General features: G+C 69.3%; 23 protein-coding genes. 8 read left to right on the forward strand and 15 right to left on the reverse strand.

Annotated features, from left to right (window positions below; genetic code table 11):
* Positions 1-40: 40 nt before the first annotated feature.
* A complete protein-coding gene (locus OX958_RS01315; protein ID WP_270135106.1) occupies positions 41-1,195 on the reverse strand; it encodes an FAD-dependent oxidoreductase in 1,155 nt (384 codons plus the stop codon).
* 110 nt (positions 1,196-1,305) lie between these two features.
* Between OX958_RS01315 and OX958_RS01320 the strand changes: the two genes are divergently transcribed.
* Entirely contained in the window at positions 1,306-1,911 is a 606-nt protein-coding gene (locus OX958_RS01320) for a TetR/AcrR family transcriptional regulator (RefSeq protein ID WP_270135108.1), read from the forward strand.
* On the opposite strand, the gene OX958_RS01325 is transcribed toward OX958_RS01320, so the two are convergent.
* Both OX958_RS01325 and OX958_RS01330 read right to left on the reverse strand, forming a co-directional pair.
* Positions 1,901-2,644 carry a rhomboid family intramembrane serine protease gene (locus OX958_RS01325; RefSeq protein ID WP_270135109.1) on the reverse strand — a complete coding sequence of 248 codons (744 nt, stop codon included), beginning with the start codon at positions 2,642-2,644 and terminating at the stop codon, positions 1,901-1,903. The genes OX958_RS01320 and OX958_RS01325 overlap by 11 nt on opposite strands.
* Before the next feature lie 70 nt (positions 2,645-2,714).
* Positions 2,715-3,257, reverse strand: a complete 543-nt coding sequence (locus tag OX958_RS01330; protein WP_442913241.1) for a peptidylprolyl isomerase — start codon at positions 3,255-3,257, stop codon at positions 2,715-2,717.
* A gap of 173 nt (positions 3,258-3,430) precedes the next feature.
* Here OX958_RS01330 and OX958_RS01335 point away from each other — a divergent pair, with 173 nt between their 5' ends.
* A complete protein-coding gene (locus OX958_RS01335) occupies positions 3,431-4,207 on the forward strand; it encodes a hypothetical protein (protein ID WP_270135110.1) in 777 nt (258 codons plus the stop codon).
* A gap of 107 nt (positions 4,208-4,314) precedes the next feature.
* On the opposite strand, the gene OX958_RS01340 is transcribed toward OX958_RS01335, so the two are convergent.
* On the reverse strand, positions 4,315-4,647 hold the full coding sequence (locus OX958_RS01340; RefSeq protein WP_270135113.1) for a hypothetical protein: 333 nt from the start codon (positions 4,645-4,647) through the stop codon (positions 4,315-4,317).
* A 210-nt stretch (positions 4,648-4,857) separates the two neighbouring features.
* Positions 4,858-5,295 carry a methylated-DNA--[protein]-cysteine S-methyltransferase gene (locus OX958_RS01345; RefSeq protein ID WP_270135115.1) on the reverse strand — a complete coding sequence of 146 codons (438 nt, stop codon included), beginning with the start codon at positions 5,293-5,295 and terminating at the stop codon, positions 4,858-4,860.
* Between the two features lie 154 nt (positions 5,296-5,449).
* Here OX958_RS01345 and OX958_RS01350 point away from each other — a divergent pair, with 154 nt between their 5' ends.
* From OX958_RS01350 to OX958_RS01365, 4 genes are all read left to right on the forward strand, one after another.
* Positions 5,450-6,178 (forward strand): DUF4328 domain-containing protein, encoded by a 729-nt coding sequence (locus OX958_RS01350; protein ID WP_270135118.1) that lies wholly within the window; start codon positions 5,450-5,452, stop codon positions 6,176-6,178.
* A 205-nt stretch (positions 6,179-6,383) separates the two neighbouring features.
* Entirely contained in the window at positions 6,384-8,510 is a 2,127-nt protein-coding gene (locus tag OX958_RS01355) for a DUF4328 domain-containing protein (protein WP_270135120.1), read from the forward strand.
* A 4-nt stretch (positions 8,511-8,514) separates the two neighbouring features.
* Positions 8,515-9,291, forward strand: coding sequence for a sugar phosphate isomerase/epimerase family protein (locus OX958_RS01360; protein ID WP_270135122.1), 777 nt, complete (start codon positions 8,515-8,517; stop codon positions 9,289-9,291).
* 146 nt (positions 9,292-9,437) lie between these two features.
* Positions 9,438-9,599 carry a hypothetical protein gene (locus OX958_RS01365; RefSeq protein ID WP_270135123.1) on the forward strand — a complete coding sequence of 54 codons (162 nt, stop codon included), beginning with the start codon at positions 9,438-9,440 and terminating at the stop codon, positions 9,597-9,599.
* Here the strand turns inward: OX958_RS01365 and OX958_RS01370 are convergent.
* From OX958_RS01370 to OX958_RS01410, 9 genes are all read right to left on the reverse strand, one after another.
* Positions 9,577-10,605: an S-adenosylmethionine:tRNA ribosyltransferase-isomerase gene (locus OX958_RS01370; protein WP_270135124.1), complete on the reverse strand. Its 1,029-nt coding sequence runs from the start codon at positions 10,603-10,605 to the stop codon at positions 9,577-9,579. The genes OX958_RS01365 and OX958_RS01370 overlap by 23 nt on opposite strands.
* Positions 10,602-11,321, reverse strand: coding sequence for an SDR family NAD(P)-dependent oxidoreductase (locus OX958_RS01375; RefSeq protein ID WP_270135125.1), 720 nt, complete (start codon positions 11,319-11,321; stop codon positions 10,602-10,604). The genes OX958_RS01370 and OX958_RS01375 overlap by 4 nt, the downstream gene beginning before the upstream one ends.
* 42 nt (positions 11,322-11,363) lie before the next feature.
* Complete coding sequence (locus tag OX958_RS01380; RefSeq protein ID WP_270135128.1) at positions 11,364-13,556, reverse strand: discoidin domain-containing protein; 2,193 nt, start codon at positions 13,554-13,556, stop codon at positions 11,364-11,366.
* Positions 13,557-13,670: 114 nt separating this feature from the next.
* Entirely contained in the window at positions 13,671-14,540 is an 870-nt protein-coding gene (gene bdeA, locus OX958_RS01385) for a bis(hydroxyethyl) terephthalate hydrolase (protein WP_270135131.1), read from the reverse strand.
* 36 nt (positions 14,541-14,576) lie between these two features.
* Positions 14,577-15,893, reverse strand: a complete 1,317-nt coding sequence (locus OX958_RS01390) for an ABC transporter substrate-binding protein (RefSeq protein ID WP_270135132.1) — start codon at positions 15,891-15,893, stop codon at positions 14,577-14,579.
* Positions 15,890-16,909 (reverse strand): branched-chain amino acid ABC transporter permease, encoded by a 1,020-nt coding sequence (locus OX958_RS01395; RefSeq protein WP_270135134.1) that lies wholly within the window; start codon positions 16,907-16,909, stop codon positions 15,890-15,892. The genes OX958_RS01390 and OX958_RS01395 overlap by 4 nt, the downstream gene beginning before the upstream one ends.
* On the reverse strand, positions 16,909-17,760 hold the full coding sequence (locus OX958_RS01400; RefSeq protein ID WP_270135135.1) for a branched-chain amino acid ABC transporter permease: 852 nt from the start codon (positions 17,758-17,760) through the stop codon (positions 16,909-16,911). The genes OX958_RS01395 and OX958_RS01400 overlap by 1 nt, the downstream gene beginning before the upstream one ends.
* A complete protein-coding gene (locus OX958_RS01405) occupies positions 17,757-18,482 on the reverse strand; it encodes an ABC transporter ATP-binding protein (RefSeq protein ID WP_270135136.1) in 726 nt (241 codons plus the stop codon). The genes OX958_RS01400 and OX958_RS01405 overlap by 4 nt, the downstream gene beginning before the upstream one ends.
* Positions 18,475-19,284, reverse strand: coding sequence for an ABC transporter ATP-binding protein (locus OX958_RS01410; protein ID WP_270135137.1), 810 nt, complete (start codon positions 19,282-19,284; stop codon positions 18,475-18,477). The genes OX958_RS01405 and OX958_RS01410 overlap by 8 nt, the downstream gene beginning before the upstream one ends.
* A 159-nt stretch (positions 19,285-19,443) precedes the next feature.
* Here OX958_RS01410 and OX958_RS01415 point away from each other — a divergent pair, with 159 nt between their 5' ends.
* Positions 19,444-22,110 (forward strand): helix-turn-helix transcriptional regulator, encoded by a 2,667-nt coding sequence (locus OX958_RS01415; RefSeq protein ID WP_270135139.1) that lies wholly within the window; start codon positions 19,444-19,446, stop codon positions 22,108-22,110.
* Positions 22,111-22,144: 34 nt separating this feature from the next.
* Positions 22,145-23,755 carry an outer membrane protein assembly factor BamB family protein gene (locus OX958_RS01420; RefSeq protein ID WP_270135140.1) on the forward strand — a complete coding sequence of 537 codons (1,611 nt, stop codon included), beginning with the start codon at positions 22,145-22,147 and terminating at the stop codon, positions 23,753-23,755.
* On the opposite strand, the gene OX958_RS01425 is transcribed toward OX958_RS01420, so the two are convergent.
* Entirely contained in the window at positions 23,739-25,331 is a 1,593-nt protein-coding gene (locus OX958_RS01425; RefSeq protein ID WP_270135141.1) for an FAD-binding oxidoreductase, read from the reverse strand. The genes OX958_RS01420 and OX958_RS01425 overlap by 17 nt on opposite strands.
* Between the last annotated feature and the right edge of the window lie 6 nt (positions 25,332-25,337).

Consider the following 25,337-nt stretch of genomic DNA (forward strand, 5'->3'; position numbering starts at 1 on the left):
CAAGCAATGGCCCGGCCTGCCGGTTCATGATCCCGGATGCTCATTGGCGCGTATGGGTGAGGCCGGCGAGCTGGTTGGTCAGAGATCGGCGGAAGGCGGGGAAGCGGGAGAGCAACCGGAGTACTGCGTTGCGGGACGGCCGGGCAAAGGGTGGGACGGTTGCTACTCGGGTCAGGCGGTGGGCGAGGGCTACTACCCGAACAGCTTCGGCGCGACTCGCTGCGGCGTACTGGTCGAGTTGACTCTCATTGCCGGTCGTCAGTGCTGCCGACAGTGCCTCCCCAAGAGTGACGGCGTCTCGGAGGCCCAGGTTCATGCCCTGGCCGCCAGCGGGACTGTGGGTGTGGGCGGCGTCGCCGGCCAGCAGGACTCGGCGGTCGCGGTACCGGTCGGCCACCCGCTCATGAATCCGGAAGCGTGAACCCCAGACCACCTCGGTGACGCGGACCGGAGCGCTCTGCGGACCGCGCAGTTCAAGGAGGCCCTGCGCGTAGGCGACGTCCGGCCGCTCGGGAGCATCGTCGACCTCCGCGACCAGCCGGAACGAGCCGTCGGGCAGGGGAGCCACCACCAGCATGCCGGGGCGGGACAGGTAGAGCTGAACGACGTCGTGCTGTAGCCCGTCCTGCACCCGTACGTCGGCCAGCGTGAAGTTCAGCGCGAGCGTGTCCGAGTGATCGAAGCCCAGCCCGGCGGCGTCGCGGATCTTGCTGTTCATCCCGTCGGCGGCAACGACGTACCGGGCAGTGACCACGTCTCCACTGTCGAGCGTCACCTCGGCTCCTTCGGCGCTCTGGGTCACGTCGACTGCGGCGTACGGGCGATGCACCGAGCCGCCCAACTCCTCCAGCCGCTCCAGCAGCACCTGCTCGGTGACCTGCTGCGGAACCATCAGCACATACCGGTACGCCGACGCCAGCTCGCGGAACTGCAGCGGCACCAGCGCGCGGTCACCGTCGCGGATGGCGAACTGCTCGGCGTGGATCCCGGCCGTGGTGAGTTGCTCGGTCACGCCGATCCGCTCGAGCATCTCCAGCGTTCGCGGATGCACCACACAAGCGCGCGAGGTGTTCGCACCGGCCGCCAGCCGGTCGACCACCACGACCTCGTGACCGCGGTCGACCAGACCGACGGCCAGCGCCAGCCCGACCGGACCGGCTCCCACGATCACCACGTCAGCCCGCTTCGGCATCATCCCGGCCCACCCTCTCAGTCAAAGTCAACAACCGTTGGCCAACGCTTGTTGACTTCAACAGTAGGGCGATCCGGCGAGCAGGTCAACAGGTGTTGACCTAGGATGGCGCCATGACAGCAGGCGATTCCCGGCCGACCACGCAGACCGGCGTACCGGCTCGCGGCAAGCGCTCGGGAGACCAGACCCGGGCGACGATCCTGACGGCGGCGCGGGAGCGGTTCGCCGCCGACGGGTACGAACGGGCGACCATCCGGGCGATCGCGGCGGACGCGGCGATCGATCCGGCGATGGTCATGCGGTACTTCGGCACCAAGGAGAAGCTGTTCGCGGCGGCGGCTGAGTTCGATCTCCGACTCCCCGACCTGAGCGGACTACCGCGAGAGCAGGTCGGCGCGGCCCTCACCAACCACTTCCTCGACCGGTGGGAGGACGACGAGTCGCTCAAGGCACTGCTCCGCGCCAGCGTCACCAACGAGGTCGCGGCCGACCGCATGCGGCAGCTTTTCGCCGAGCAACTCGGCCCGATGATCTCCACCCTGGCCGACCCGGCGACCGCGGCGACCCGCGCCGGTCTGGTCGCCACTCAAGCCCTCGGCTTCGCGCTCTGCCGCTACGTCCTCGCGCTGCCACCGGTGGCAGCGCTCAGCCGCGAGGAAGCGGTCGCCTGGCTCGGGCCGACGATCACCCGCTATCTGACCGGCAGCCTCAGCGACTGAACTTGGAGCGCCGGCGTTTCGCGTCCTGCAGGAAGATCCAGGCCAGCGCGGCACCGGTGACGAAACCCCCGAGGTGGCCCTGCCAGGAGATGTTCGGGACGGCGAACGAGATCACCGCGGTGATCGCCACGTAGACGAGGATCCAGGTCGTCTCCAGACCCCGGGCCTTGCTGATCACCAGCAGCGCGCCCACCAGGCCCAGCACCGCGCCGGAGGCGCCGAGAGTCGGCCGGACGGGGCTGCTCAGCAGCCAGACCGCAACGCCGCCGCCGAGCGCTGACAGCAGGTAGAGCGCGGCGAACCTGAACCGGCCGAGCATGTGTTCCAACTGCGGACCGACCTGGAACAACATGAACAGGTTCGAGAAGATGTGGAAGATCGCCACGTGCGTGAACGCCGACGTGAGCAGCCGCCACGGCTCCGACTGCACCAGGAACGGGTAGAGCACCAGATCGCTGAGCAGCCGGTCGCTGCCGCTCTGCACGGCGATGAAGACCAGCACGTTCAACGCGAGCATCACGTAGGTGACGACCGGCGTGTTGCCGCGCGCCGCGACACCACCGAGCGACGTACGGGTCTTGGGGACCGACTTCACGCCCTCGTTGAAGCACGACGGGCACTGGAAGCCGACCGCCGCGCTGTTCATACAGGACGGGCAGATCGGCTTCTCACAGCGCTGGCAGCGGACTCCTGCCGGTCGATCCGGGTGCCGGTAGCAGACGGTCTCGATCACGCCAGGTCCTCCGCTGTGGGGAAAGATGCAGGCCGGCCACCTTCCGGCGGCCGGCCCACGGTGACTCGGATCAGACGGTCTTGCGCTCGATCTTGACGCTGTTGATCACGATCGGCTCGGTCGGCCGGTCGCCCGCCGTGGTGTCGGCGGTGGCGATCGCGTCCACGATCTTCTTCGAGTCCTCGTCGACGACCTCGCCGAAGATGGTGTGCTTGCGGTTCAGGTGCGGGGTCGGGACCACGGTCACGAAGAACTGCGACCCGTTGGTGCCCTTGCCGAACTGGATCCCGGCGTTGGCCATCGCCAGCAGGTACGGCCGGTCGAACTGGAGCTCCGGGTGGATCTCGTCGTCGAAGCTGTAGCCCGGCGAGCCGGTGCCGGTGCCGAGCGGGCAGCCGCCCTGGATCATGAATCCGTCGATCACCCGGTGGAAGCCGAGGCCGTCGTAGAAGCGCGCGGTGCTCGCCTCGCCCGTGGTCGGGTCGGTCCACTCCTTCGTGCCCTCGGCCAGACCGACGAAGTTCTGCACCGTCTTCGGGGCGTGATCGGGGAACAGCTTGATGACGACATCGCCCTTCGTCGTCTGCAGCGTCGCGAACAGTTCTTCGGCCACGAGATACTCCTCATCGGTTACGGCTTACGGCAACGATCCTGTCATGGCCCACAAAATCGGCCGTCAGGGGGATCTCAGGGGCGGCTGACCCGTTTATCGACTGGGTACGTCGTACGATGCAGATGAAGCCAGATTTGTCCAGAAGTCGTAATCGAAGCGTCCATGGAGGAACCGTGGGTTTGTTGAAGTCCAAGGGCCGGGTCGAGACCGCGAAGGACAAGGTCCGTCCGCTGGCCGAGTCCGCCGTGGGCAGCGCACGGGACCGCGTGTCGCCGTACGCCGAAAAAGCCGTGGAGCGAGTCTCGCCGTACGCCGAGAAGGCGGTCGAGCGTGGCGCCAACGTCGCCCACGCGGCCGTGGAGAAGGCCGGGCCGGTGATCGACGACGCGCTCCGCAAGGTGGGTCCAGCCACCGAGCACGCCGCCGAGAAGGCCCGTGAGCGCTTCAACGACGACCTGCTGCCGAAGGTGACCGCCGCGCTCGCGACGCTGGCCGCCGCGGCCGAGCCGGTCATCGAGGAGAGCTCGCGCCGGGGCCGGGCCACGGCAGCCGCGCTGAAGGGCGAGATCGAGGTACCGAAGAAGAGCCACAAGCTGCGCAAGGTGGTCCTCTTCCTCGGCTTCGGCGCCCTCGCTGCCGCGGCAGTGAAGAAGCTGCTGACTCCGCCGGAGCCGGCCTGGCAGTCGACGCCGACCAGCGGCCGCGACTACAGCTCCGCCCCAGCCGGTACGACGTCGCGCCCGGCCGCCGACAAGCCGGCCGCTGCCGCGCCGAAGGCCGAGTCGGCCGACACCTCGGCCGTCAACGGGTCTGCCAACGGCAAGACCGTGGACGCGAAGGCGGAGACCGACGCCAAGACCGACGAGGCGGCCAAGGCCTCCTCGAACGGCGCCGCGAAGAAGACCAGCACCACCCGGAAGTCGACGGAGACCAAGCCGACCGACTCCTGATGACCGGCGGGCCGCACCGGCTCGCCGATCCCGTGACGACGAAGGCCGCGATCCTCAGGTGGAGGTCGCGGCCTTCGTTCGTCGTGGCAACTGCTCGGCGCCGGCGGTCAGTTCGCCGTGGGCTCCGCGGAGTCCTCGTCGTGCCGGTCCGGGCGGGAATTGGGGAGCCGGCCGGCCGACAGCAGCTGCGTGGCGTAGCGGTGGGTGATGCACGGATAGCTGCCGCCGCACTCGCGGCAGACGGCGTCGTTGCGGTGCAACCAGGGCAGAACGCCGAAGCGTTTGATCCAGGTCAGTGGCTCGCGGTCCGGCGCGTGCAGCTGAAGGGCCGAGCGGGCGGCGTCCTGGATCTCTGGCGCGGACCACTCTTCGGCGCTCTTGTCCATCAGCTGGCTCAGGTCGTCGTCGTGAGGCGCTGAGCTGGACGAGGGGTGAGTCATCTCTTCGGTCTCCGGGCAGGTCGGGGCGGAACCAGGATGCGACCGCGGGCAGCGGCGAACGGACCGGAGCTCTTGGCCTGGTGGGTGATCGAACTCGTGTCAGCCCGATTGCACACCGCGACATTAGCGCTTGGCCGGCCGACGGCGGTCATCGGTAGGGCCGGTCCGGAGACTTCTTTACGCTGCGGCCCGAACTTCTTCACGGATTGTTCAGAGCCAGCTGGTTTCGAGCGTGACCCGCGCCTCCAGCTCGAGCAGGTGCCGCTTGGCCGGGATCCCGCCGCCGAAGCCGACCATCTTGCCGCCCGCCCCGACCACCCGATGACACGGCACAACCACCGCGATCGGGTTGCGGTTGCAGGCCACCCCGACCGCGCGAGCGGCGCCCGGGTCACCGAGCGCCTTGGCGATGTCGCCGTAGGTCTGCATCTCGCCGTACGGGATCTGCTTGAGCCGCTCCCAGACCGCACGCTCGAACTGCGACCCGCTCCGCACCGACAGCGGCAGGTCGAACGCGGTCAGCTCACCGGCGAAGTACCCCTGCAGTTGCTTCCCCGCGGCCAGCAGCAACTCGTCGCGTGACCGCTCCGGGCCGAGCTCGACGGCACCGAACCGCAGCCGGCACAGACCGTCGTCGTCGACCGCCACGGACAGGTCCCCTATCGGAGAATCGAACACAGACCAGCGCATCGGGCCATCGTCCCGCCCGGGACCGACACTTTCCAGACCGTACGCAAGGTTCGGGTCCGATCACTGTCGGTGTGCTATTCCTGGTTTTCCTCTTCTTTCCCAGGGGGTGCGGATGACCGCTCAGCCACCGATGGACCGATGGTTCAGCTCCGAGCAGGCGATGGGCCTGGGCGCCTCGGTGCTGATCGGCGTGGTCACGGTGCTGGGCTGGGCCACCGCATGGTCCGACTGGTACTCCTACCGCACCCTGCTGCTGTACGCCGACGACGAGCGCCGGCTCGACCAGGCCGACCTGATCTCCGGCCTGTTCGGCATCGTCGCCGCGCTCGCGCTGCTGGCCGCCGCCGTGGTCTTCATCGTCTGGCTCTGGCGGGTCCGCTGGAACGCGGAGATGTTCTGCCGCGGCGAGCACCGGCTGACCCGCGGCTGGGTGCTCGGCAGCTGGATCTGCCCGGTGGTGAACCTCTGGTACCCGAAGTGGGTGATGGACGACGTGGTCGCGGCCAGCGACCCGCGCACCCCCGCTCACGTCCTGAGTCTGCGCGGTATCCCCGGCACCCGGCTGGTCTGGGCCTGGTGGCTCACCTGGGTGGTCGGGCTGGTGCTGGACAACGTCGCCCAGCGCAGCGTCCTGGACGGTGAGCCGCAGCTTTCCGAACTCCGGACGAACGCTGTGATGTCCTTCATCTCGGCCCTCAGTACGTCGGTCGCGGCAGTACTGGCAGTGATCCTGATCCAGCGCGTCAACGAGCTCCAGCTGCACCGGCCCTGGACTCCCTGGTGGTCCCGGGACCAGGCGGATTTCCCGCTCGGCCGCGGTTTCCCACCGCCCACGGGGTAAACCGGACCGTCACAGATGGTCGAGTTGGTCGTTACAAGTGGTGATGGGCCTACGAAAAGACCGCGTTAAGTCGATACCCTCCGTGCTGGCATCGACTCCACAGGGGTACTTACTTCGTGGTATCAATGTGGCTCGGTCACGCGGGGGCAGGATTCGACCGAAACGCCGAACAGACGGAGTTCCAGCAACGCGAGGGACGCACGACGTGAGCCACCCGCAACGAGCAGTTCTTTCTGCTGTTGAAGACAACGACGAGTGGCAGCCACATGCCGCCGAGGAGTTCCAGCAGGTCGGCACGGTCGGAAAGATCGCGATCGGGCTGCTCGGTGCCTCCACGGTGACCCATCTGCTCTGTACGTGGTCCGACTGGAACACCTACGGCGTGGTCAACACCTATCTCAGCGGCGGGCCCGGCGTCGACAACCCGGACCTGAACCGCGCGGACGCGATCTCCCGCCTGACCGCGATCCCGAACGTGATCGTCTCCGTCGCCGCCGCCGTGGTCTTCGTGATCTGGCTGTGGCGGGTCCGGGTCAACTCCGAGGTCTTCTGCCAGGCCGACCACCGCCGCAGCCACGGCTGGGTGCTGGCCAGCTGGTTCTGCCCCGGCCCCAACCTGGTCTATCCGAAACAGATCGTCGACGACATCTGGCTGGCGAGCGATCCGCGGACGCCGGTCTACGCCGACGACCTGCGCCGGCTCAGGAAGCCCCTCCTCACGAACGTGTGGTGGGTCGCCTGGGTCGGCGCTCTCGTGTTCGACGTGGTGGTCCGCCGCGCGCTGATGTGGATGGAGGCCACCATCGGCTCCCTCCGCGGCATCGCCCTGGCCGGTACGGCGTCCCTGGTGCTGACCGCCGTCTCGGCCGTCGCCGCGACGCTGATCATCCGCAAGATCAACGCCATGCAGACCTCCCGCGAGTGGATGCCCTGGTGGGACCAGCGCGAGCCGAAGCTGGTCGCCGTCCCGTCGTACCGGGTGGCCGCCGACGACGACACCTCCGAGCAGCCCGTGATCGCCGAGCCGATCGCGGCCCCCGCCGCCCGCCCGGAGCGTCAGCCCGCACTTGCCCTCGCCGCCGGCGCGCCGGTCGGTGGCTCGTTCGGCAGCCCTGCCGCCCCCGCGGACGAGGCGCCGAAGTGGAGCCCGTTCGCCCCGGCCCCGGCCGCTCAGGCCCCCGCCGCTCCGTCCTGGGATGACGCAGGCCCAGCCACGGAGCAGTTCAGTCCGGTGGAGAGCTGGCGCGAAGACACCGGCCAGGTCATCGAGGCACAGCCGTCGTACCAGCCGACCGCCTCCGGTCTGGACGCGCCGACCTGGTCGAGCCCTGCGAATCCCTACCCGCCGGCTGCCAGCAACGATCTGCTGTCGGCGCCGCTGCCGAGCTGGCAGGCCGAGACCGTGGCCCCGCCGTCGCTCGCCCCCGCCCAGCCCGAGCCGTACGCGTACCAGCCCGCGGCCCGCAGTACCGAAGAGCCGTCGTGGTCGAGCTCGTACTCCGAGCCCTACTCGTACAGCGACACCAATTCCGATTACCTGACCTCCACCCAGCCCGCACCCGAGCCTGAGCCCGCGCCCGTTGCGCGCGCTGGTCGCAGGGCCGCTCGGGTCGCGGTCGACAGCCCGTCGACGGTCCCGCAGGCGGCGGAGCCCTCCTCGGACAGCTACTACCAGCAGGCGCCGTCCCTGCCCTCGCAGGACGACTACCTGACTCCCTCGAAGCCGCTGCCGTCGGTCCCGTCGTACGGGCCGGAGCCGTCGTACGCGCCCGAGACCAGCTACAGCGCCCCGGCACCGAGCTACGCGCCGGACACCACCTACACCGGGTACGACGCTCCCACCGTCCCGCCGAGCACCACCGACTACGAGACGTCGTACACCTCGGACTACTCGTCCAACTACTCGTACTCCGAGCCGGCCGCGCCAGTCACGCCCGAGCCGGCCTACACGCCGGACACCAGCTACACCTCGACGTCGTACGACAACTACTCCTCGGAGAGCTCGTACGACGCCTACAGCGCGAACGCGAGCTACGACTCGTACACGCCGCCGTCGACGCCGGAGACCTCCTACACCGCGCCGCAGTCGGACTACAGCCAGGCGAGCTACGACAGCTCCTACAGCCCGACGTACCCGCAGACCGACTACTCCAGCGACTACTCGTCGGACTACAGCTCCAGCTACTCCGGCCGGCCGGCCGCGGACGAGCAGTCCTCGCCGTACTCCTACGAGGCACCGTCCGAGCCGGCCGCCCCGGCCAAGCAGGACGCCGGAAACGACGAGCCGGAGACCACAGCTCCCCGCACGCACCCGCGTCGACGCTGGGTCTGACCGAGTGACCTCGCTCGCCTTCTCCACCCTCGGTTGTCCTGGAGAGCCCCTCGATCACGTCCTGGCGCTGGCCGAGCGCCACGGCTTCACCGGCCTGGAACTGCGGACCGCCGACGACGAGTTCACCCACGTCGGCCTGACCGCCACCGAGCGGCGTGGGCTGCGCACCCGGATCGAGGACGCCGGCCTGGAGATCCTCGCGGTCAACAGCTACGTGAAGCTGTGCGCCGTCGAGGAACAGCCTCTGGAGTCCCACCTCGAACTGGCGGCCGATCTCGGCGCCCGCGGGGTCCGGGTCTTCCCGGGCGACGATCCCGACTTCGCCGGTACTTCGCCGAGCCCTGGTGAGATCCGCGCGCTCGACCGGGTCACCTCCGCGCCGAAGGACTCCTGCATCCTGCTGGAGACCCACGACTCGCACTCGGCCGGCGCCAAGATGGCCTCGCTGTGCCGGCTGCTCGACGCCGAGGCGCCCGGTCACAACGTGAAGGTGCTCTGGGACAGCGCCCACACCTGGAGCCGCGGCGAGACCCCGGCCGAGTCCTTCGCTCTGCTCGAGCCGTGGATCGACTTCGTCCAGATCAAGGACGAGGACTCGGTGCGCTTCAAACCGGTCGCGATCGGCGCCGGCGACTACCCGATCGCCGACCTGCTGACCGCCCTCGAAGGCACCGGCTACTGGCTCTCCCTCGAGTGGGAACTGAAGTGGCATCCCCACCTGCCTCCGCTGGGCGAAGCCCTGCCGGCCACCCGAGAGTGGCTGTCGGCCCACCGTCGTTGAATCCGGTACCAGTTTGGGCCTAGGCCACAATTTCGCCTCGACGCATGACATTGGGCACCGATCACTCGTCAAAGGAGTGAAGTCCCAACGGGGGACCTGCAGGTAAGGACAGTCATGACGTCTACGAACATCAGGTGGTGGCCGCGGTGAGTCCGCGGGCCGTCGACAAGCGGGCCCGGCCCGGCAACGAAGCAAGCCCGGCACCCATCGGACCACCGGCAGCCCTCAGCACTGCCGACTTCGACCCGGCCGAGCAGGTCGTGGTCGTCGCCGACGACGCCGAGGTCAGTGACGCAGCAGCAGACTGACGTCACCGAACTCGTGCCACAGGTAGGAGTGTTCGAGGGCGGCGTCGTAAGCGTTCTGTACGACGTCGCCCCCGACCACCGACTCGAGCAGCAGCAGGTGCGACGCCTCCGGCGCATGCATGCCGGTGATCAATCCGTCGACCACTGTTGCCGGGTGGTCGGGTCCGAGCACGAGATCGGTCCAGCCCTTCGACGCGACCACGTCAGGCCGGGCTGCCGACTCGATCGCCCGCACCGCCGTGGTACCAGCGGCGATCACCCTGCCGCCGTTGGCCTTCACCCAGTTGACCAGCCGGGCAGTGTGCTCCGAGACCTCGAACCGCTCGGGCAGAGGTGGCTCGTGACTCTCCAGTGACGAGACCCCGCAGTGCAACAGGATCGGCGCGATCAGTATGCCGGCTGCCGCCAGCCGGCTCACCAGTTCGAAGCTGAACGGCCTGCCCGCACTGGGCATCTCAGCAGAACCGGGCTGGTCCGCGAACACCGTCTGGTAGAGCGCGAGCGGCCACCGCCGGCCGACGTACTTGTAGCTGATCGGACGCCCGTTCCTCCGCAGATAGCCCACCATCTCGCCAACTGGCGGTCTGGCCCGCCACAGCCTGGTACCACTCGGCTGGTACGGCTCCAGCAACGTCAGCACTCCTTCAGGCAGCTCCACCTGATCACCTGCCGAGCCACCGAACACGGGTGAGCCGTCGTGACGGAGCTCGACCACCCAGTCGCCGTCGTCGAGCGCGGTCGAGAAGTGCACGACTACGGGAGCGACCCCCGAACCGGTGATCCACGATCCGTCCACCGCGGCGGCCAGGGTCTCCGACGTGTTGACCAGCAGCAGGTCGCCCGGCCGCAGGTGCTCGCCGATGCGATCGAACCGGGTGTGCGTGACGGTCGTCCCCTTCGCGACCAGTAGCTTCACCTGGTCCCGCGCCAGTCCACGGGCCTCGGGCGGCTCGACCGCGTTCAGCTCGTCGGGCAGCGTGAATCTCGTGTGGGGATGAAGCGTCATGAAGTCACCGCCGGCGCGAACTCGGAGGCGCGGTACCGGCCACTGGCCGGCCGGCTGTCCAGCAACCGCAGGAACGCCGGTACGACGCTCGCCGGCTCGGGCCGGTCGGAGATGTCCTCGCCGGGGAAGGCCGCCTGATGCATCGCGGTCCGCAGATCGCCCGGATCGACCGCGTACACAGCCAGTCCAGGGTTCTCCACTGCCAGTACCGCGCTCGCGTGGTCCAGCGCCGCCTTGGCCGAACCGTAGCCACCCCACCCTTCGTAGGCCTCGACCGCGGCATCCGAGCTGAGGTTGATCACGATCCCGGCCGCCTTGCTCAACTCGGGCACCAGCGCCTGGGTCAGCGCGATCGGCGCCACCACGTCGACCTCGTACACGCGCCGCAGTTCCTCCAGCTCCACCCCTGCCAACGGCTGGAGCGGACTGGCCCCGAGGTAGCTCGCGTTGTTGACCAGCAGATCGAGGCGGCCGAGTTCACCCACCGCGTCGACCAGGTCGGCGCGATGCTCGGCATCGGTGACGTCACCGGCCAGCGGCACCACATCGGTCTTGGCGGCCAGCGCGTCGGCCGCGTCCTTCAGCGCCGCGGCGCCCCGGGCGTCGATGATCAGGGCCCAGCCGCGATCGGCCAGACCGTGCGCCAGCGCGAGGCCGAGCCCCGCGCTGGCGCCGGTGAGGAGTGCAACAGGACGAGTCACAGATTCTGAGGTCATGCCGGTCACCCTCGTACCTCAAGCGAACTTGAGGTCAAGCGGTCAGCTGCCGTAGATCTCGTACTCCGAGAGCTGACCGGCCGGCCACCCGGTGTTGCCGGTGAAGGTGAGCCGCACCCAGCGGGTGCTGACCGCGGCCGGCAGCGTGATCGTCGCCGCGTTGCCCGAGCCGGGGTCGAACGTACGACCCGCCGCACCGGCCAGCTGGCTGTACGACGAGTTGTTCGTGCTGCCCAGCACCGCGATGGTCTGGGTCCGGGAACCCCAGCCAGGCGGGAGTTTCAGGACCAGCCGCTTGACGTTCAGGTTGCCGCCCAGGTCGACGGTCAGCGACTGCGGCCAGCTGTTGTTGGCGCTCTCCCAGTAGCTTCCCGCGTTGCCGTCGACCGTGTTGCCCGCGACGTAGTTCTGGTTGACGCTGCTCGCCGAAACTTGCTTGCCTGCGGCAAGGTTTCCGGTCGGCTGACCCGGGTCGGTACCGCCACCGCTGCCGGGCTCGACCCAGTTGCACCCACTCCAGGTGGAGTCCCAGCCGCTGTTGCCGGAGCCACGGTTGAGCGCGAACGTCCCGCTGGGGTAGGCGCAGTTGTAGACACCGGCCCGGCCGATCCCGCTCGCGACGACGTTGCTGATCGTGGCCGCTCCGGCCGTCTCGGCCTGGAAGGCGAAGGTGCCCGCGCCCTCGATCGAACCGCCGTCCACGGTGATGTTCTGCACCCGCCGGCCGGCGCCACCACCATCGACGAACTGGTACGCCGACCACGGGCTGGCGACCAGCCGGTTGTTGGTCAACCGCACCTGCGCGTTGATCTGGGTGTCGTACGCATCCACCCGGATCGCGCCGTGCGGGTGGTTCTGGCCCCAGTTCGGGTTCATCGCGCCGGTCCGGATCAGCGTGTTGCCTGCGACGTTGATCGTTCCCGCGAGCGGGAAGAACGGCGACCCGAACGACTGGTTCGAGATGGCGATCCCGCCACCGAGCGCGTTGGTGTCGGAGATCAGGTTGTCCCGCACGGTCAGGTCGGTGCCACCGTAGATCGCGATGCCGTTCGCCAGGTTCGGCTGCACGATCGTGTTGTTGGCGAAGGTGCTGTTCCGGTTCGCCGCGTGCAGCGACCAGGCCGCGAGCGCGTCGTCACCCTGGTTGCGGAGGAAGTTGTTCCGCACCTGCACGTTGTACGCCGTACCGTTCAGGTTCAGGCCGTCGGCGGTCATGTCGTAGAACCGGTTGTTCTCGACCACCAGGTTGTCGTTGTTGCCGGTCAGCCACAGCCCGACCTTGAGGTGCTGCAGCCACAGGCCGGAGACCACCGAGTTCGGCCCGAGACTGCCGTTGACGAAGTTGTCCGGCGACTGGTCGTTGCGTTCGGTCACCTCGCCGATCACCGCGAAGTCGTGCAGCCGGAGGTTGCCGCCACCGTTCGGGCGGTCGATCAGGTGATGGCTGAGCAGCGTCGAGTGCCAGCGGCCGGCCCCGCGCAGCGTCACCCCGTCGGGGTTGATGGTGCCACCGACCCGGAACCGGCCGGCCGGGATCCAGACGGTTCCACCGGAGCCGCGAGCACTGTCGATGGCGCTCTGGATCGCGCCGGTGGAGTCGTTGGTGCCGTTCGGGTCGGCGCCGCGGTCGGTGATCGAGATCGAGCCGGCCGGCTGACCGGCGGGACCGGCCACGTTCTCGAACTCGACGTCGTCGATCGTGTACGGGCCGGCGGTGTTCTCGCCGTCCACCTGCAGCCTGATCTTCGCGCCCGCGGCAACGGTCTGGCCGAGCAGCAGGCGCGAGTGGTCGTAGAGCTTGTGAGTGCGTGACCCCGGGATCCAACTGGTGTCGAGGTAGCTGTACTTCGCTGTCACCGCTAGGGACCGCGAGAGCTTCTGGCCGTTGACGTAGACCGACAGTGTGCCGGTGCGGCCATCCGGAACGGAGTACGCGACGTTGATGGCGTTGGTGGTGCCAGGAGCGGTGAACTCGACGAACTGGCCGCCGTTCAGCGTCACCGCCTGGCGGTTGGAGGCTTCGGCAGCCAGCGTTCCCTGGGCGTAGCTGGGGCCGATCCTGCTGCCGTTGGTCGCGGCGCTCTCCGCCTCCAGGATGGTGAAGGGGAGGGTGGCGCCGGCCGCCTGGATCGCGGCCGGCGCCTGAGCTACGGCTTGAGCTGGGAGCGCGGTCAGACCGGCTCCGGCGGCCATCGCGAGCGCGGCGGCCAGGTGGGGGTACTTGCGTGGGGGCATGAACTGCGCCTTCCTGGGGGGCGGACGGAGGGCAAGGTGCGCCACACCCTAAGGAAGGAGACAACCCCGCGCAAGAGTTCGACTACGTCTTGCAAGTTTTTAACAGTGAGTGATTCAGGAGTGCGGGCAGGTGTCCCGGTACTCCGCGATCTGCAGGTTGGCCGAGGGCGCCGGGCAGAGGAACTGCTCGTATCTGGTGTCGTTGTCGATGAACCGCTTGAGCCACGAGATGCTGTACTTCGCGATCGTGGTGTTCGAGCTGTTCGGGGTGAAGTGGCTCGCGTTCCGCAGCTCCAGGTAGGCCTTGTCCAGCGACGACGGCAGCGTGTTGTAGAACGGCGACGAGTGCGAAGAGACCGGCGCGACCGTGTCGCCGTCCGCGCCGATCACCAGGGTCGGTACCGAGACGTCACCCCACGTCTTGTCGGTGTGCCACCCGGTCAGCGGGATCGCCGCCTGCAGCGCCGGGCGCTGCGCCGCCGCGCGCAGGGTGCCACCGCCGCCCATCGAGTGACCCATCACGCCGAGCCGGCTGGCATCGATCCGGGTCCGGACCGTACTGCGCTGGGTCAGGTAGTCCAGCGCGGCCAGCAACTGGGTGGACCGGCTGTCCGGCTGGTCGTAGACCGAGTTGGTGTCGATGGTGAACACCACGAAGCCCTGGGAGGCCAGCCGCGGCCCCAGCCAGGAGATCGACGACTGCCGGGCGGTGAAACCGGGCGAGATGGCGATCGCGCCGAATGTTCCCGCGGTGGTGGTGGTCGGGTAGTAGATCGTGCCACCGCCGAAGCCGGCGACGGCAGAGGACACCGAGGTCGAAGCGGTCGCGAACGAACCGCGGGTCGCCTCGATACTGGAGTTGGTCGGCGCCGGGCCACGCTCGTAGGGATTCTCGGCGGCCTGCACCGAAGGAGCCGTGACGGCGACGGCGCCCACCAGGGCGGTCGTCATCGTCAGGGTCGTGAGTACGTTGCGAAGTTTCATGGCGTCCACGTCCTTCTGGGTTGGGGCGGTTCGATCTCACTGGCCGACGAGGCTGATCTCTTCCGGGGTCGATCGCTTCTCCTCGTACGGCGTCACCTCACCGGTCTCACGGTCGGTCACCCTGGGCTCCTGCAGCGTCTCGACGTTGCCGTCGGCCGCGATCCGGAACACCATGGCGCCGGTGTAGCCGGCGTGGTCGTCCTTGCTGAAGGCGAACGGCGTCAGGCCCGGGCCCTTGAGCTCACCCGAGCTCATCGCGTCCATCAGCTTCTGCCGGGTCAGGTCCCGGCCGGCGGCCTTGAGCACCTGACCGAAGGTGTAGGCCTGCACCATCCCGTAGAGCAGCGTGTCGGTGAACGGCTCCTTGGGGATGTACTTGTCGTGGATCCCGCGGAAGTACTTGGTCCACGGGTCGTCGGCCGCCCGGGAGCTCGGCAGGTACCGCGTACCGATCACGCCGGTCAGCAGGGCACCACCGGACACCTCGCTCCCGCCCTGCTTGGCGAACTGCTCGACCAGTCCGGTCAACGTCGCCGGGTCGGCCCCGATGCTGCTCACCACCAGCTGCGGCCTGTAGCCGAGCTTCAGTGAGGTCAGGATCGTCAGCGCGGTGAAGGCCGGGATGCACTCGCACACCAGCACTTCGGCGCCCGCGGCCTTCAGGGCGGAGAGTTGCGGAGTCACGTCCGTGTTCGCCGGGTCGTAGGTCTTGCGCGCCACGATCTGCGGCTTGATGAACTGGTCGAGGCCCTTCTGGGTGTCGGCGCCGACGTCGTCGCCCTGGACCAGCAGGCCGACCTTCTTGCCGGCGAACTTCTCCTTGATGTACTGGCCCTGCACCTTGCCCTCGCGGGTGTAGTCGACCTGATAGCCGAAGGTGTTCGGGTGTTTGTCCGGTGAGTTCCACATCAGCGCGCCGGAGGAGACCAGCAGATCCGGTACGCCCTCGGCGGTGAGGTAGTCGAGCACCTTCGAGTGCGTCGGCGTTCCCAGGCCGCCGACGATCGCGAAGACCTTGTCCTGCAGGACGAGTTTCTTGACCACCTCGACCGTCCTGGTCGGGTTGTAGCCGTCGTCCTCGACCTTGTAGGTGATCTTGCGCCCGTTGATCCCGCCGCCGTCGTTGAGGTGGTCGTAGACGGCCCTGGCCCCGACGGAGATCTTGCTGTACCCCGGCGCGGCGGGCCCGGTGAGCGGCTGGTGCGTTCCGATCACCACCTCGGTGTCGGTGACGCCGGGAGCAGCCTCGCCCTTCTGGCCGCCGTCGGCCGGTGTCTCACCGGCGCCGCCGCAACCACTGATCACGAGTGCGGTGGCCAGGGCGACCGCAACGGCAGAACGCTTGTTCCTCATTGTTCTCCTCGGTGAGAGGGAGCCGGGCGTCGTACCCGGGTCCAGACCTTGTGCAGGCCGCCTTGGATCCCCGCCGGGAAGGCGAGGACGATCACGATCAGCACCACGCCGTACAGGGCGAGGGGGAGGTTGTCGGACAGGTTGCTGCGCAGACTGAACAGTTCGGCGAGATCGTCGGTCCAGACCTGGACGTAGACGAGAGCGATGGCGCCCCACAGCGCACCCCACAGGCTGCCGAGACCGCCGAGCACCAGCGCGGCCAGCAGACTCAGCGACAAGGCCGGTGTGAACGAGCCAGGTGCGGCAGTCCCGAGCAGGAACGCTTGCAGACCACCCGCCAGGCCTCCGCAGGCCGAGCTGACGAGGAACGCCAGGATCTTCGTGCGACCGACGTGGATGCCTGCCAGTGACGCGGCCACCTCGTCGTCACGCACTGCCCGCAGGGTGCGGCCCAGCCGGCCACGAGCGAGATTCGCCAGCACCACAAGGGCGAGCAGAACGGCAAGCCAGACGATCCACGCCTGCCACCGAGTCGCCGGTACTGCGCTGAGCGCGGCCGGCTGACTGTTGACGGTGAAGCTCAGCCCGTTGCTGCCTGCCAGCAAGTCCGGGAAGCGTTGTGTCACAGCAGGAAGCCCGACCGCCAGCGCCAGTGTGGCACCCGCCAGGTACGGACCGCGCAAGCGAGCTGCGGCAGCACCGGCCAGCAATCCGGCCAGACCACCCGCGACCGCCGCCAGCAGCAGGTCCACCCAGATCGGGAGCGCCGGAACCCGCAGTACCAAGAGGGCGACCGTGTAGGCGCCGATGAACATGAAAGCCCCGTGACCCAAGGAGATCTGACCGTTGAAGCCGGTCAGCAACGCCAGTCCGGCGACTGCGATCAGGTAGTAGCCGACGGTCGCGATGCGGAGGTTCGTGAACGGATCCGTCAGGAAGGTCAGCAGGACCAGCAGCACCAGGCCGGCCAGTGCCGCCAGGAGATGGGTCGCCGAAGGCGGGAGTCTGCGAAGCATCAGGCTCGCCTCGCCGTCGCCCGGCCGAAGAGGCCGGTGGGCCGGATCGCCAGCACTGCAACGAGAATCGCCAAGGCGGCGAGCGGCACCAGCTCCGGCCCCAGCAGTCCTGACACGTACGACAGGCCGATGCCGACGGCGAGGCCGCCGACGATCGTGCCGAGCGGATTGTCCAGCCCACCGAGAACCGCCGCGGTGAGCGCGTAGACGAACACCTCGTCCAGCACGGTCGGGGAGATGAACGGAGGAATCGCCAGCATCCCGGCCAGTGAGCCGACCGCAGCGGCCAGTCCCCACCCGATCGTCAGCATCAGCCCCACCCGTACGCCGAGCAGCCGTGCCACCTCGGGGTTGAACGCGGCCGCCCGGAGCCGGAGCCCGAGCGAGGTGAACTTGAACAGCAGCAGGACTCCGGCCGCCGTACCGATCACCGCGAGAACGGCGAACAGGTCGCTCGCGGCGAACCGGCCACGGAAGTCGAACGCGTACGAGAAGGCGTGCGGCTCGTTGGACCAGATCATTCCGGCCACCGCCTGCAACACCAGCAGCAGTCCCAGCGTCACGATGATCGCGCTCAACTCGCCCGCGTTGCGCAGTGGCCGGATCAGCAGCCGCTCCACCGCGACGCCGAGGAGAGTGCCCGCGACGATGGCGACGGCGAAGCCCAGCCAGTAGCTGCCGGTGCTCTTGGTGACGGAGTAGGCCAGGTAGCCCGAGATCAGGGCGAGCGCGGGCTGAGCGAAGTTCACCACCCGGGTCGCGCGGTAGATGATCACCAGCGACAGGCCCAGCGCGGCGTACACGGCACCGCTGGACAAGCCGGCCACGGTCAGGTTCAGGAAGGTGGTCATCGGGCTCCCTTGAGCCGGAGGCCGAGGTACGCGTCGCTCAGCTGCTCGTCTGCGAGGAGCGTGGCGGCGTCGTCCGACGCCACCACCTCCCCGAGGCCCAGCACGAAGCCGTGGTCCGCCACGGACAACGCGCTGTGCGCGTTCTGCTCGACGAGCAGAACGGTGAGGCCGGTCTCCGCGCGGAGGTCGCGGAGGACGGCCATGATCCTGGCGGCGACCAGCGGTGCCAGACCGAGGGAGGGCTCGTCCAGCAACAGCATCCGCGGCCGGCCCATCAGGCCGCGGCCGATCGCGAGCATCTGCCGCTCGCCGCCGGAGAGGGTGCCCGCCGCCTTGGTCAGGCGTGGCCCGAGCGGCGGGAACAGCTCGACCATCTCGTCGAGGGCTGTGACCCGGTCCGCTCGATCGGCCCGCCAGAGCGCGCCGAGGCGCAGGTTCTCCAGCACGGTCAGCTCCGGGATCACGCCGCCGCCTTCCGGCACGTGCGCTACGCCGGACCGGGCGATCTGGTCGGCCGACCAGGCGGTGATGTCCTGGCCGAACGCGGTGATCCGGCCGGTGGTCGGCCGGAGCAGGCCGCTGATCACCCGCAGCAGCGTCGTCTTCCCGGCGCCGTTCGCGCCGAGGATGGCGGTGATGCTGCCTTCCCGGACCGTCAGCGACACGTTCGAGAGCGCCCGGACGAGTCCGTGGTGAGCGGTCAGTTCCTCGATCTCAAGCACTCGACGGCTCCCCGGGGGCGAGGCCCAGATAGGCGTCGGCGACGGCCGGCGCGGCGCGGACCTCGTCCGGCGTACCGGTCGCGATCACCTCTCCGAAGTCGAGTACCACGACCTGGTCGCAGACGCCCATCACCAGATCCATGTGGTGTTCCACCAGCACGACCGCCGTCTTGCCGGTCAACGCCCGGATCCGGGCCGCCAGTTCGTCCGTCTCCGCCATCGACAGGCCGCTCGCGGGTTCGTCGAGCAGCAGCAGTTCCGGCTCGGAGACGAGTGCCCGGGCGAGAGCGACCCGCTTGCGCGAGCCGTACGGCAGCGCGCTGGGGAGCAGGTCGCGTACGTCGGCCAGGTCGAGCTCGGCCAGCAGCCGCAGCGACCGGCTGCGCAGTTCGTCCTCGTCACGAGCAGCTTTGGCGGTGCCGAGAAGCGCCGCCACTGATCCGGTCCGGGCGAACCTGCCGGCACCGGTCATCACGTTCTCCAGCACGGTGAGGCCACCGAACAGGCCGAGCCCCTGGAGCGTACGGGCGATGCCGAGCCGGGCGAGCTGGTCCGGCCGGTGAGCGGGCAGCGGCCGGCCCTTCCAGCGCAGCTGCCCTGCCTCCGGCCGGAGGAAGCCACAGATCACGTTGAACAAGGTCGTCTTGCCCGCGCCGTTGGGCCCGATCACCCCCACCACACTGCGCGGCGGGATGCTCAGCGAGACCTCACGGAGCGCGACCAGGCCGCCGAACCTGACCGTGACGCCGGTGACGTCCAGCAGCTTCTCAGGGGAAGGGTCGTTGTGGAGGGGGACACTCATGTGTGACTCCTTCCCGAGGCCGACAGTGAGCAGCAGTCTGGGCCGATCGCTCGCGGGGGGCATCGGTAGAACCACCAGTCATGTGGTCCTGTCTCGTCACAGGCGGTAATTCGGCCCCAGCCCTTCCGTGCTCGGGCCAGGCAACCTTTACTGGTCGGTATGGCTGCCGAGGTCGTACTCCGCGGGCGGGATCAGGAGCGCGCCACAGTGCAGGAACTGCTGGCAGCCTCTCGAGCCGGCCAGGGCTCCGCGTTGGTGATCACCGGTGGCTCCGGAACGGGCAAGTCCTCGCTCTTGAAGGCCGCTCCGACCGCCGGCTTCCGCGTACTGACGGCGCAAGGCGTACCGGCCGAGTCTGCGCTCGAGCCCGCGGGTCTGCACCGCTTGCTGCAGCCGCTGACCGATCGGCTCCCCGAGTCATTGCGACTGGCAACGGGATTGGCGCCGGGCTCTCCGTCCAGCACCTTCGCGCGGCAGACCGAGCTGCATCGGCTGCTGTGCGAACTGGCGACCGAGGATCCGGTGCTCGTCCTCGTCGACGACGCCGGCTCGCTCGACCGGCCGTCCCTGGAAGCACTGGCCTTCGTCGCTCGCCGCGCCGCGGGCCACCGGCTGGCGGTGCTGTTCGCGCTGGAACCCCACCGGGGTGAGAATCCCCTGACCGGCCTCCCCGTCCTGGAGTTGCGGCCGCTCGACGACCCTGCGGCGATGGAGGTGCTGTCCGATCTCAGTCCACTCGGGCTGTCGGAGGACTTCGCCGAAGAGGTGCTCCGGCTGGCCGGCGGCAATCCGCTGGCGCTGACCGAGCTGGCGAGGACGGGAGAGCTACCGCCGGACAGTGCGTTGCGGGCGCGCCTCAGAGCCCGCTTCGACGCTCTGTCGCCGGATACCCGGCGGCTCGTCCTGCTCGCGGTGGCCGACGAAGACCTGGAACTCGACTCCGTCATCCGCGCGGAACTGGAGACCGAAGCGCTGGAAGAGGCCCGGGCCGGCGGCCTGCTCGTACTGCGTGGCGAGCGCGTCGAGCTGGCGACCCAGCTGACCCGCTCCGTACTGCGAACCGAGGTCCCGGTCAGCGACCATCGGCAGGCCCACGCGTTGCTGGCGGACGTGCTCGACTCCGAGCAGCACACGTCGCGCTGGCTGTGGCACCGGGCAGCGATGAGCCGCGAGCCGATCGAGGGTCAGGCCGGCGAACTCGGCGCCGCGGCCGCGCGCGCACGGCGTACGGGCGATTATCCGGCGGCTTCGCTGGCGTCCGAACGCGCGGCCTCACTGGCAAGGTCACCGCAGGACAAGGCCGCCCATCTGCTCGCCGCGGCGGCCGACGAGTGGTCGACCGGGCGGCCACGGCGGTCCCGCGCGATGCTTCGTGAAGCTGCCGTCCACGTTCGCGGGCGAGAGCTGCGCGGGCTGGCGGACTTCGTCCGTGGCGGGATCGAACTGGGCGACAGCGTCCCCGGTACGGCGGTCCGCAGCCTGCTGAAGGCCTCCGACGAACTGCTCGACTCGCATCGCCCGTTGGCCGTCACCGCCTTGGTCTTCGCTGCCGAGGCCGCGAGCATCGCGGGCGACCAGGCCGATCACGCCACCACCGCCGCGCGCGCGGCCGCCCTTCGCCGGACGGACGAACCGCCGGCCACGGCGCTGATGTTCGACCACCTCGAAGGGATGGCCGCCACCTTCGCCGGGGACCATCTCGCCGCCAGGCCCGCCCTCGACCGAGCGGTGCGGCTGGCGACCGAACTGCCGGATCCGCGATCGAAGATCTGGGGCAGCCAGGCCGCTTATGTTCTCGGCCGCGCCAGCCGTTCGCTGGAGCTGGCGACCCAGGCGGCGGCAGCAGCGCGTGACACCGGGATGACCTCGCTCGTGCCATGGGCGCTGGTCTACAAGTCACTGGCCGCGCTGCTGCTCGACCAGCACTCGATCTCGCTGGACTCTTCGCTGGAAGGCGTGCGCGAGGCGACCGCGATGGGCCAGCCCAACACGGTGGTCGACCACCTGACGATCCTGGCGTTGATGGCGGCGTTGCAGGGCGACAAGACCACCGCTGTCCACCGGCTGCACCTGGCCGCCGCCGACGTCAGCCGCCGTGGCCTCGGCCGGCCCAGCACCTTCGGGTCCTGGACGCTGGCGTGTGTGGACCTCGTCGACAACCGGCCTGCCGACGCACTCAACCGGCTGCGGCTGCTCGCCGTCGACACCGGTCGCGTGCACCCCGGTATCAAGGTGATGACCGCGCCGCACTTCGTCGAGGCCGCGGTGGCCTGCGGCCGGCAGGCGGCGGCTGCCAAGGTGCTTCAGCAGTTCGAGGGCTGGGCGACCGGGACGGGCTGCCCGGCAAGGCTGGCGCTCTCCCATCGTTCGCATGCCCTGCTGGCCGGCACTCATCCCTCGGCGGACGAGCACTTCCGCGAAGCGATCCGGCTGCACCGGGTCGGCGGTACGCCGATGGAACTGGCCAAGACCGAGCTGTTCTACGGTCACCGGCTCCGGCGCGATCGCCAGCCCAAGGCCGCGCGGGAGCACCTCCGCGACGCCTTGCGGATCTTCCAGCAGTACGACTCCGACCACTTCGTCGGCCTGGTCAGGGCCGAACTGCGGGCCTCCGGCGACACCATCGCGCCCACCCGGACGACCGCCACCGCCGAGTTGACGCCGCAGCAGTCGCAGATCGCCCGGCTGGCTGCCGAAGGTGCGACCAACCGGGAGATCGGGGCGCAGTTGTTCATCAGCCACCGCACGGTGGAACACCATCTGCGCAACATCTTCGCCCGGCTGGAGGTGCGCTCCCGGGTCGAGCTGGCCCGGTTGCTGGGATAGCGGCCGATGACCTCTGCTCTGACACGATGACGGCGTGACGGATGACGAGCGGTCGACACCTTGGCGTGGCTGGCAGCGAGCGGCGCTGGCCTCCCTCGCCGTCTGTGGTGCCTCACTCGCCTTCTTGCTCGCGTTCGCGTCCACCCAGTGGCCTTGGCGGATGCCGGATTTCGCGCCGACCCGGCTCTGGCTGGCGGTGCTCCTGACAATCGTCGCGCTGGCAGCCGTTCCGTTGCTGTTCCGCTTCTCGCGCCGCAAGGGCCGTACGGCGCGGATGGTGGACGGCGGGGTGACCGCGGCCGGTGTGCTCGGCGTGGCAGCCGTCCTGTACTTCGCCCCGGACACGAACCCAGCAGTCGGTGTCGGCGCTCGAGTGCCCTTGCTGCTCACCGCTTCGGTATTGCTCGTCGTCGCGGGTGGCTCGTCGATGGCCGCGTCCGCGCTCGACCCGGCGCCGCCGCTCGCCCGCGGACCGCTGCTGGCCAGGACCGCGGTGCCACTGGCCCTCGTATTGGTGATGGTGCTCGGCGTCCTGCCGCTCTGGCGCGCGTACGCGCTCACCACCAACGAGTACGTGAGTGATTCGCGGTCACCGGTCGCACCGATCGCGTGGTCGGAGCTGACCGGCCAGGTGGCCTGGTCCAGCAGGTCGAACGGTTACAACTCCGACGGCTTCCGCAATGCCGTGAGTACGCCGTACGGGGTGGCCACCACCCGGACGATCGGCAGCGTCGAGATGCTCGATCCGGCCACCGGCGAGCTGCGCTGGCGGTACTCACGGTCGGACTCCGACGGCCTGCCCGATCTCACCGTCACCGGCGACGGCCGGTTCCTGCTCGTGTCGTTCGACGATGTCGGCTACCTCCTGCTCGATGCCGACACCGGCGAACGCAAGGCGGCCTGGCCGGGCAGGACCCAGGATCACGACGTTCTGTCCGCCGACCCACTGCTCACCGGTGAGGCCGTCGGCAAGGGCTCGGACAAGCTGCGCGGTGTCGATGCTGATGGCAACGACCGGTGGACCTTCGAACCCGGCCGGTGCACCAGCATCACCGCCGTCGCCACGGCGGACACCGCGCTGGCCTCCTTCCACCGGAGCTGCGGCAAGGACCCCGACGAGCTGACCGCGCTCGATCTCCGGAGTGGGAGGAAGCTGTGGAGCCGGGCCGAGAAGTGGTCCGCGAGCCCGGTGGTGGCCGGCGGTCTGGTGGTCGGGCTACGGACGGACCGCGAGCTGGTGGGGATGGAGGCCCGCACCGGTGACGTGAAATGGCGCTGGCAGTTGCCGGCCGCGCTGTCGTGCGAGACCAAGCTGTTCGAGGCGGACCAGAAGGTCGTGCTGCTCAACTGCCCGGCCGGCACGGACAAGACCCAGACGGTGGTGACGGTGATCGACGCCACCACCGGCGTGGTCGGCTGGCAGCGGACGGCGCCGATCGACACTTCCGCGAAGCCGGCGGTGACGACTGACGGCCGGGTGGTGTCGTTCGTCGACCTGCCGGCCGGGTGCAGGCTGAACGTGGTCGAGGAGACCGGCTACCGCGCCGCTCCGGTGCCGGACGAGGTCCGCTGTCCCCTGGGGCTTCGGGCCGTGGGCAACGTCGTACTGGCGCGGGGGAAGGACTCGCTCATCGCGTTGCGTTGAGCCTCGGCGGAAGAAGGATGCCGGGGTTGAGGATGCCGTTCGGGTCGAGCACCTGCTTGACCGCCTGCAGTGCCTCGATGGCGAGTGGGCCGACCTCGGCCACGTAGGCCTCGCGGTGGTCGGTGCCCACCGCGTGGTGGTGGGTGATGGTGCCGCCCGCCGCGGCGATCGCCTGACCGGCCGCGGCTTTCGCCTTGCGCCATTGGGTGACCGGCTCGTCCGTCTGGGCGGAGACGACGGTGAAGTAGAGCGAGGCGCCGGTCTCGTAGACGTGCGAGACGTGGCAGAGCACGATCGGCGGTGTGCCCTGACCGGACAGTGAGCTGACCAGCGCCTCGGTGACGCGGGCCTTCAGAGCAGGTAGTGCCGACCAGAAGCCGGCCGTCTCGAGGGTCTCCACCAGCGCGCCTTCGTCGAGCAGGGGATCGCGGAGGTACGGAGCGCGGTACCGGCCTTGGCGCCACGTCTCGCCGGGGCCTTCTCCGACCGGCTCGCCGCCGGCCGCTGTCAGGACCTCGGCCACCTCGGCGCGGCGTACCGCAGTACGGGGGCCTTCGAAGCCGACGATCGCCAGCACTCCGCCGGAGCCACCACCGAGGACATCAGGATCGGCCAGGTTGATCGCGGTCTCGGCTTCGTCGGACAGCCGCAGGACGGTCGGCAACGGCCCGTCCTGCGCGAGCCGGCGGATCGCGGCCAGGCCCTGGTCGAACGACTCGAAGCGCCAGCCCTCGAAGGACCGCTCGGTGGGACGTGGGCGGATCCGCAGGACGACGCTGGTGATGATGCCGAGAGCGCCTTCGGAACCGAGCACGAGCTGGCGGAGATCCGGACCTGCTGCCGACATCGGGGCGTGGCCGAGCTCGATGGTGCCGCGCGGGGTCGCGAGCGTGAGGCCGACGACCATCTGGTCGAAGCGTCCGTACCCCGCGGAGGACTGCCCGCTCGACCGGGTCGCCGCATAGCCGCCGATGCTCGCGCCCTCGTAGGACTGCGGAAAGTGCCCGAGCGTGTAGCCGTGCTCGGCCAGCAGAGCCTCGGCAGCGGTACCGCGGACGCCCGCCTCGATCGTCGCCGTCCTGGAGACCTCGTCGACCGCAACCAGGCGATCGAGCCGGCTCAAATCGACCGCCACGAACTGAGTGTCCTGTGGCGCCAGCCCGCCGACCACCGAGGTGCCACCGGCGAACGGGACTACGGCGATGCGCTGCTCGGAGCACGCGGCCAGCAGAGCCTGTACGTCGTCGTGGGAGCCGGGGTAGACGACCGCGGCAGGCATGTCGGTGGTGTCGCCCGCGCGGTGGCGCAGGAGATCAGGAGTCGAGTAGCCGCGAGTGTGGGCCCAGCGGGTCTCCAGATCCGTCTTCACGTACTCCGCGCCGAGCACCTTCTCCAGCAGCGCGATGGTGTCGTCGCCGGCGCCGGCCCTCGGCACCGGAGACACAGGAGCCGGCGGGCGGCGTACGCCGAGGTGTTTGAGCGCCTCCAACGCGGCGGCCGGCACCTCGACCACCTGGGCCGGGTCGCCCCAGCGGCCGGGCGTGAGCTTGACCACCGCAAGGTCGGACTCGGTCATGGAGGC

It is taken from the genome of Kribbella sp. CA-293567 (assembly GCF_027627575.1).
Lineage (GTDB): Bacteria > Actinomycetota > Actinomycetes > Propionibacteriales > Kribbellaceae > Kribbella.

Coding starts and splice junctions, on each gene's coding strand:
- OX958_RS01425 (WP_270135141.1), bottom strand. CDS start 25,331: ATGACCGAGTCCGACCTTGCGGTGGTCAAGCTCACGCCCGGCCGCTGG.
- OX958_RS01370 (WP_270135124.1), bottom strand. CDS start 10,605: ATGACGCTTCATCCCCACACGAGATTCACGCTGCCCGACGAGCTGAAC.
- OX958_RS01350 (WP_270135118.1), top strand. CDS start 5,450: ATGACCGCTCAGCCACCGATGGACCGATGGTTCAGCTCCGAGCAGGCG.
- OX958_RS01400 (WP_270135135.1), bottom strand. CDS start 17,760: ATGACCACCTTCCTGAACCTGACCGTGGCCGGCTTGTCCAGCGGTGCC.
- OX958_RS01380 (WP_270135128.1), bottom strand. CDS start 13,556: ATGCCCCCACGCAAGTACCCCCACCTGGCCGCCGCGCTCGCGATGGCC.
- OX958_RS01340 (WP_270135113.1), bottom strand. CDS start 4,647: ATGACTCACCCCTCGTCCAGCTCAGCGCCTCACGACGACGACCTGAGC.
- OX958_RS01395 (WP_270135134.1), bottom strand. CDS start 16,909: ATGCTTCGCAGACTCCCGCCTTCGGCGACCCATCTCCTGGCGGCACTG.
- OX958_RS01390 (WP_270135132.1), bottom strand. CDS start 15,893: ATGAGGAACAAGCGTTCTGCCGTTGCGGTCGCCCTGGCCACCGCACTC.
- OX958_RS01410 (WP_270135137.1), bottom strand. CDS start 19,284: ATGAGTGTCCCCCTCCACAACGACCCTTCCCCTGAGAAGCTGCTGGAC.
- OX958_RS01375 (WP_270135125.1), bottom strand. CDS start 11,321: ATGACCTCAGAATCTGTGACTCGTCCTGTTGCACTCCTCACCGGCGCC.
- OX958_RS01315 (WP_270135106.1), bottom strand. CDS start 1,195: ATGATGCCGAAGCGGGCTGACGTGGTGATCGTGGGAGCCGGTCCGGTC.
- OX958_RS01415 (WP_270135139.1), top strand. CDS start 19,444: ATGGCTGCCGAGGTCGTACTCCGCGGGCGGGATCAGGAGCGCGCCACA.
- OX958_RS01320 (WP_270135108.1), top strand. CDS start 1,306: ATGACAGCAGGCGATTCCCGGCCGACCACGCAGACCGGCGTACCGGCT.
- bdeA (WP_270135131.1), bottom strand. CDS start 14,540: ATGAAACTTCGCAACGTACTCACGACCCTGACGATGACGACCGCCCTG.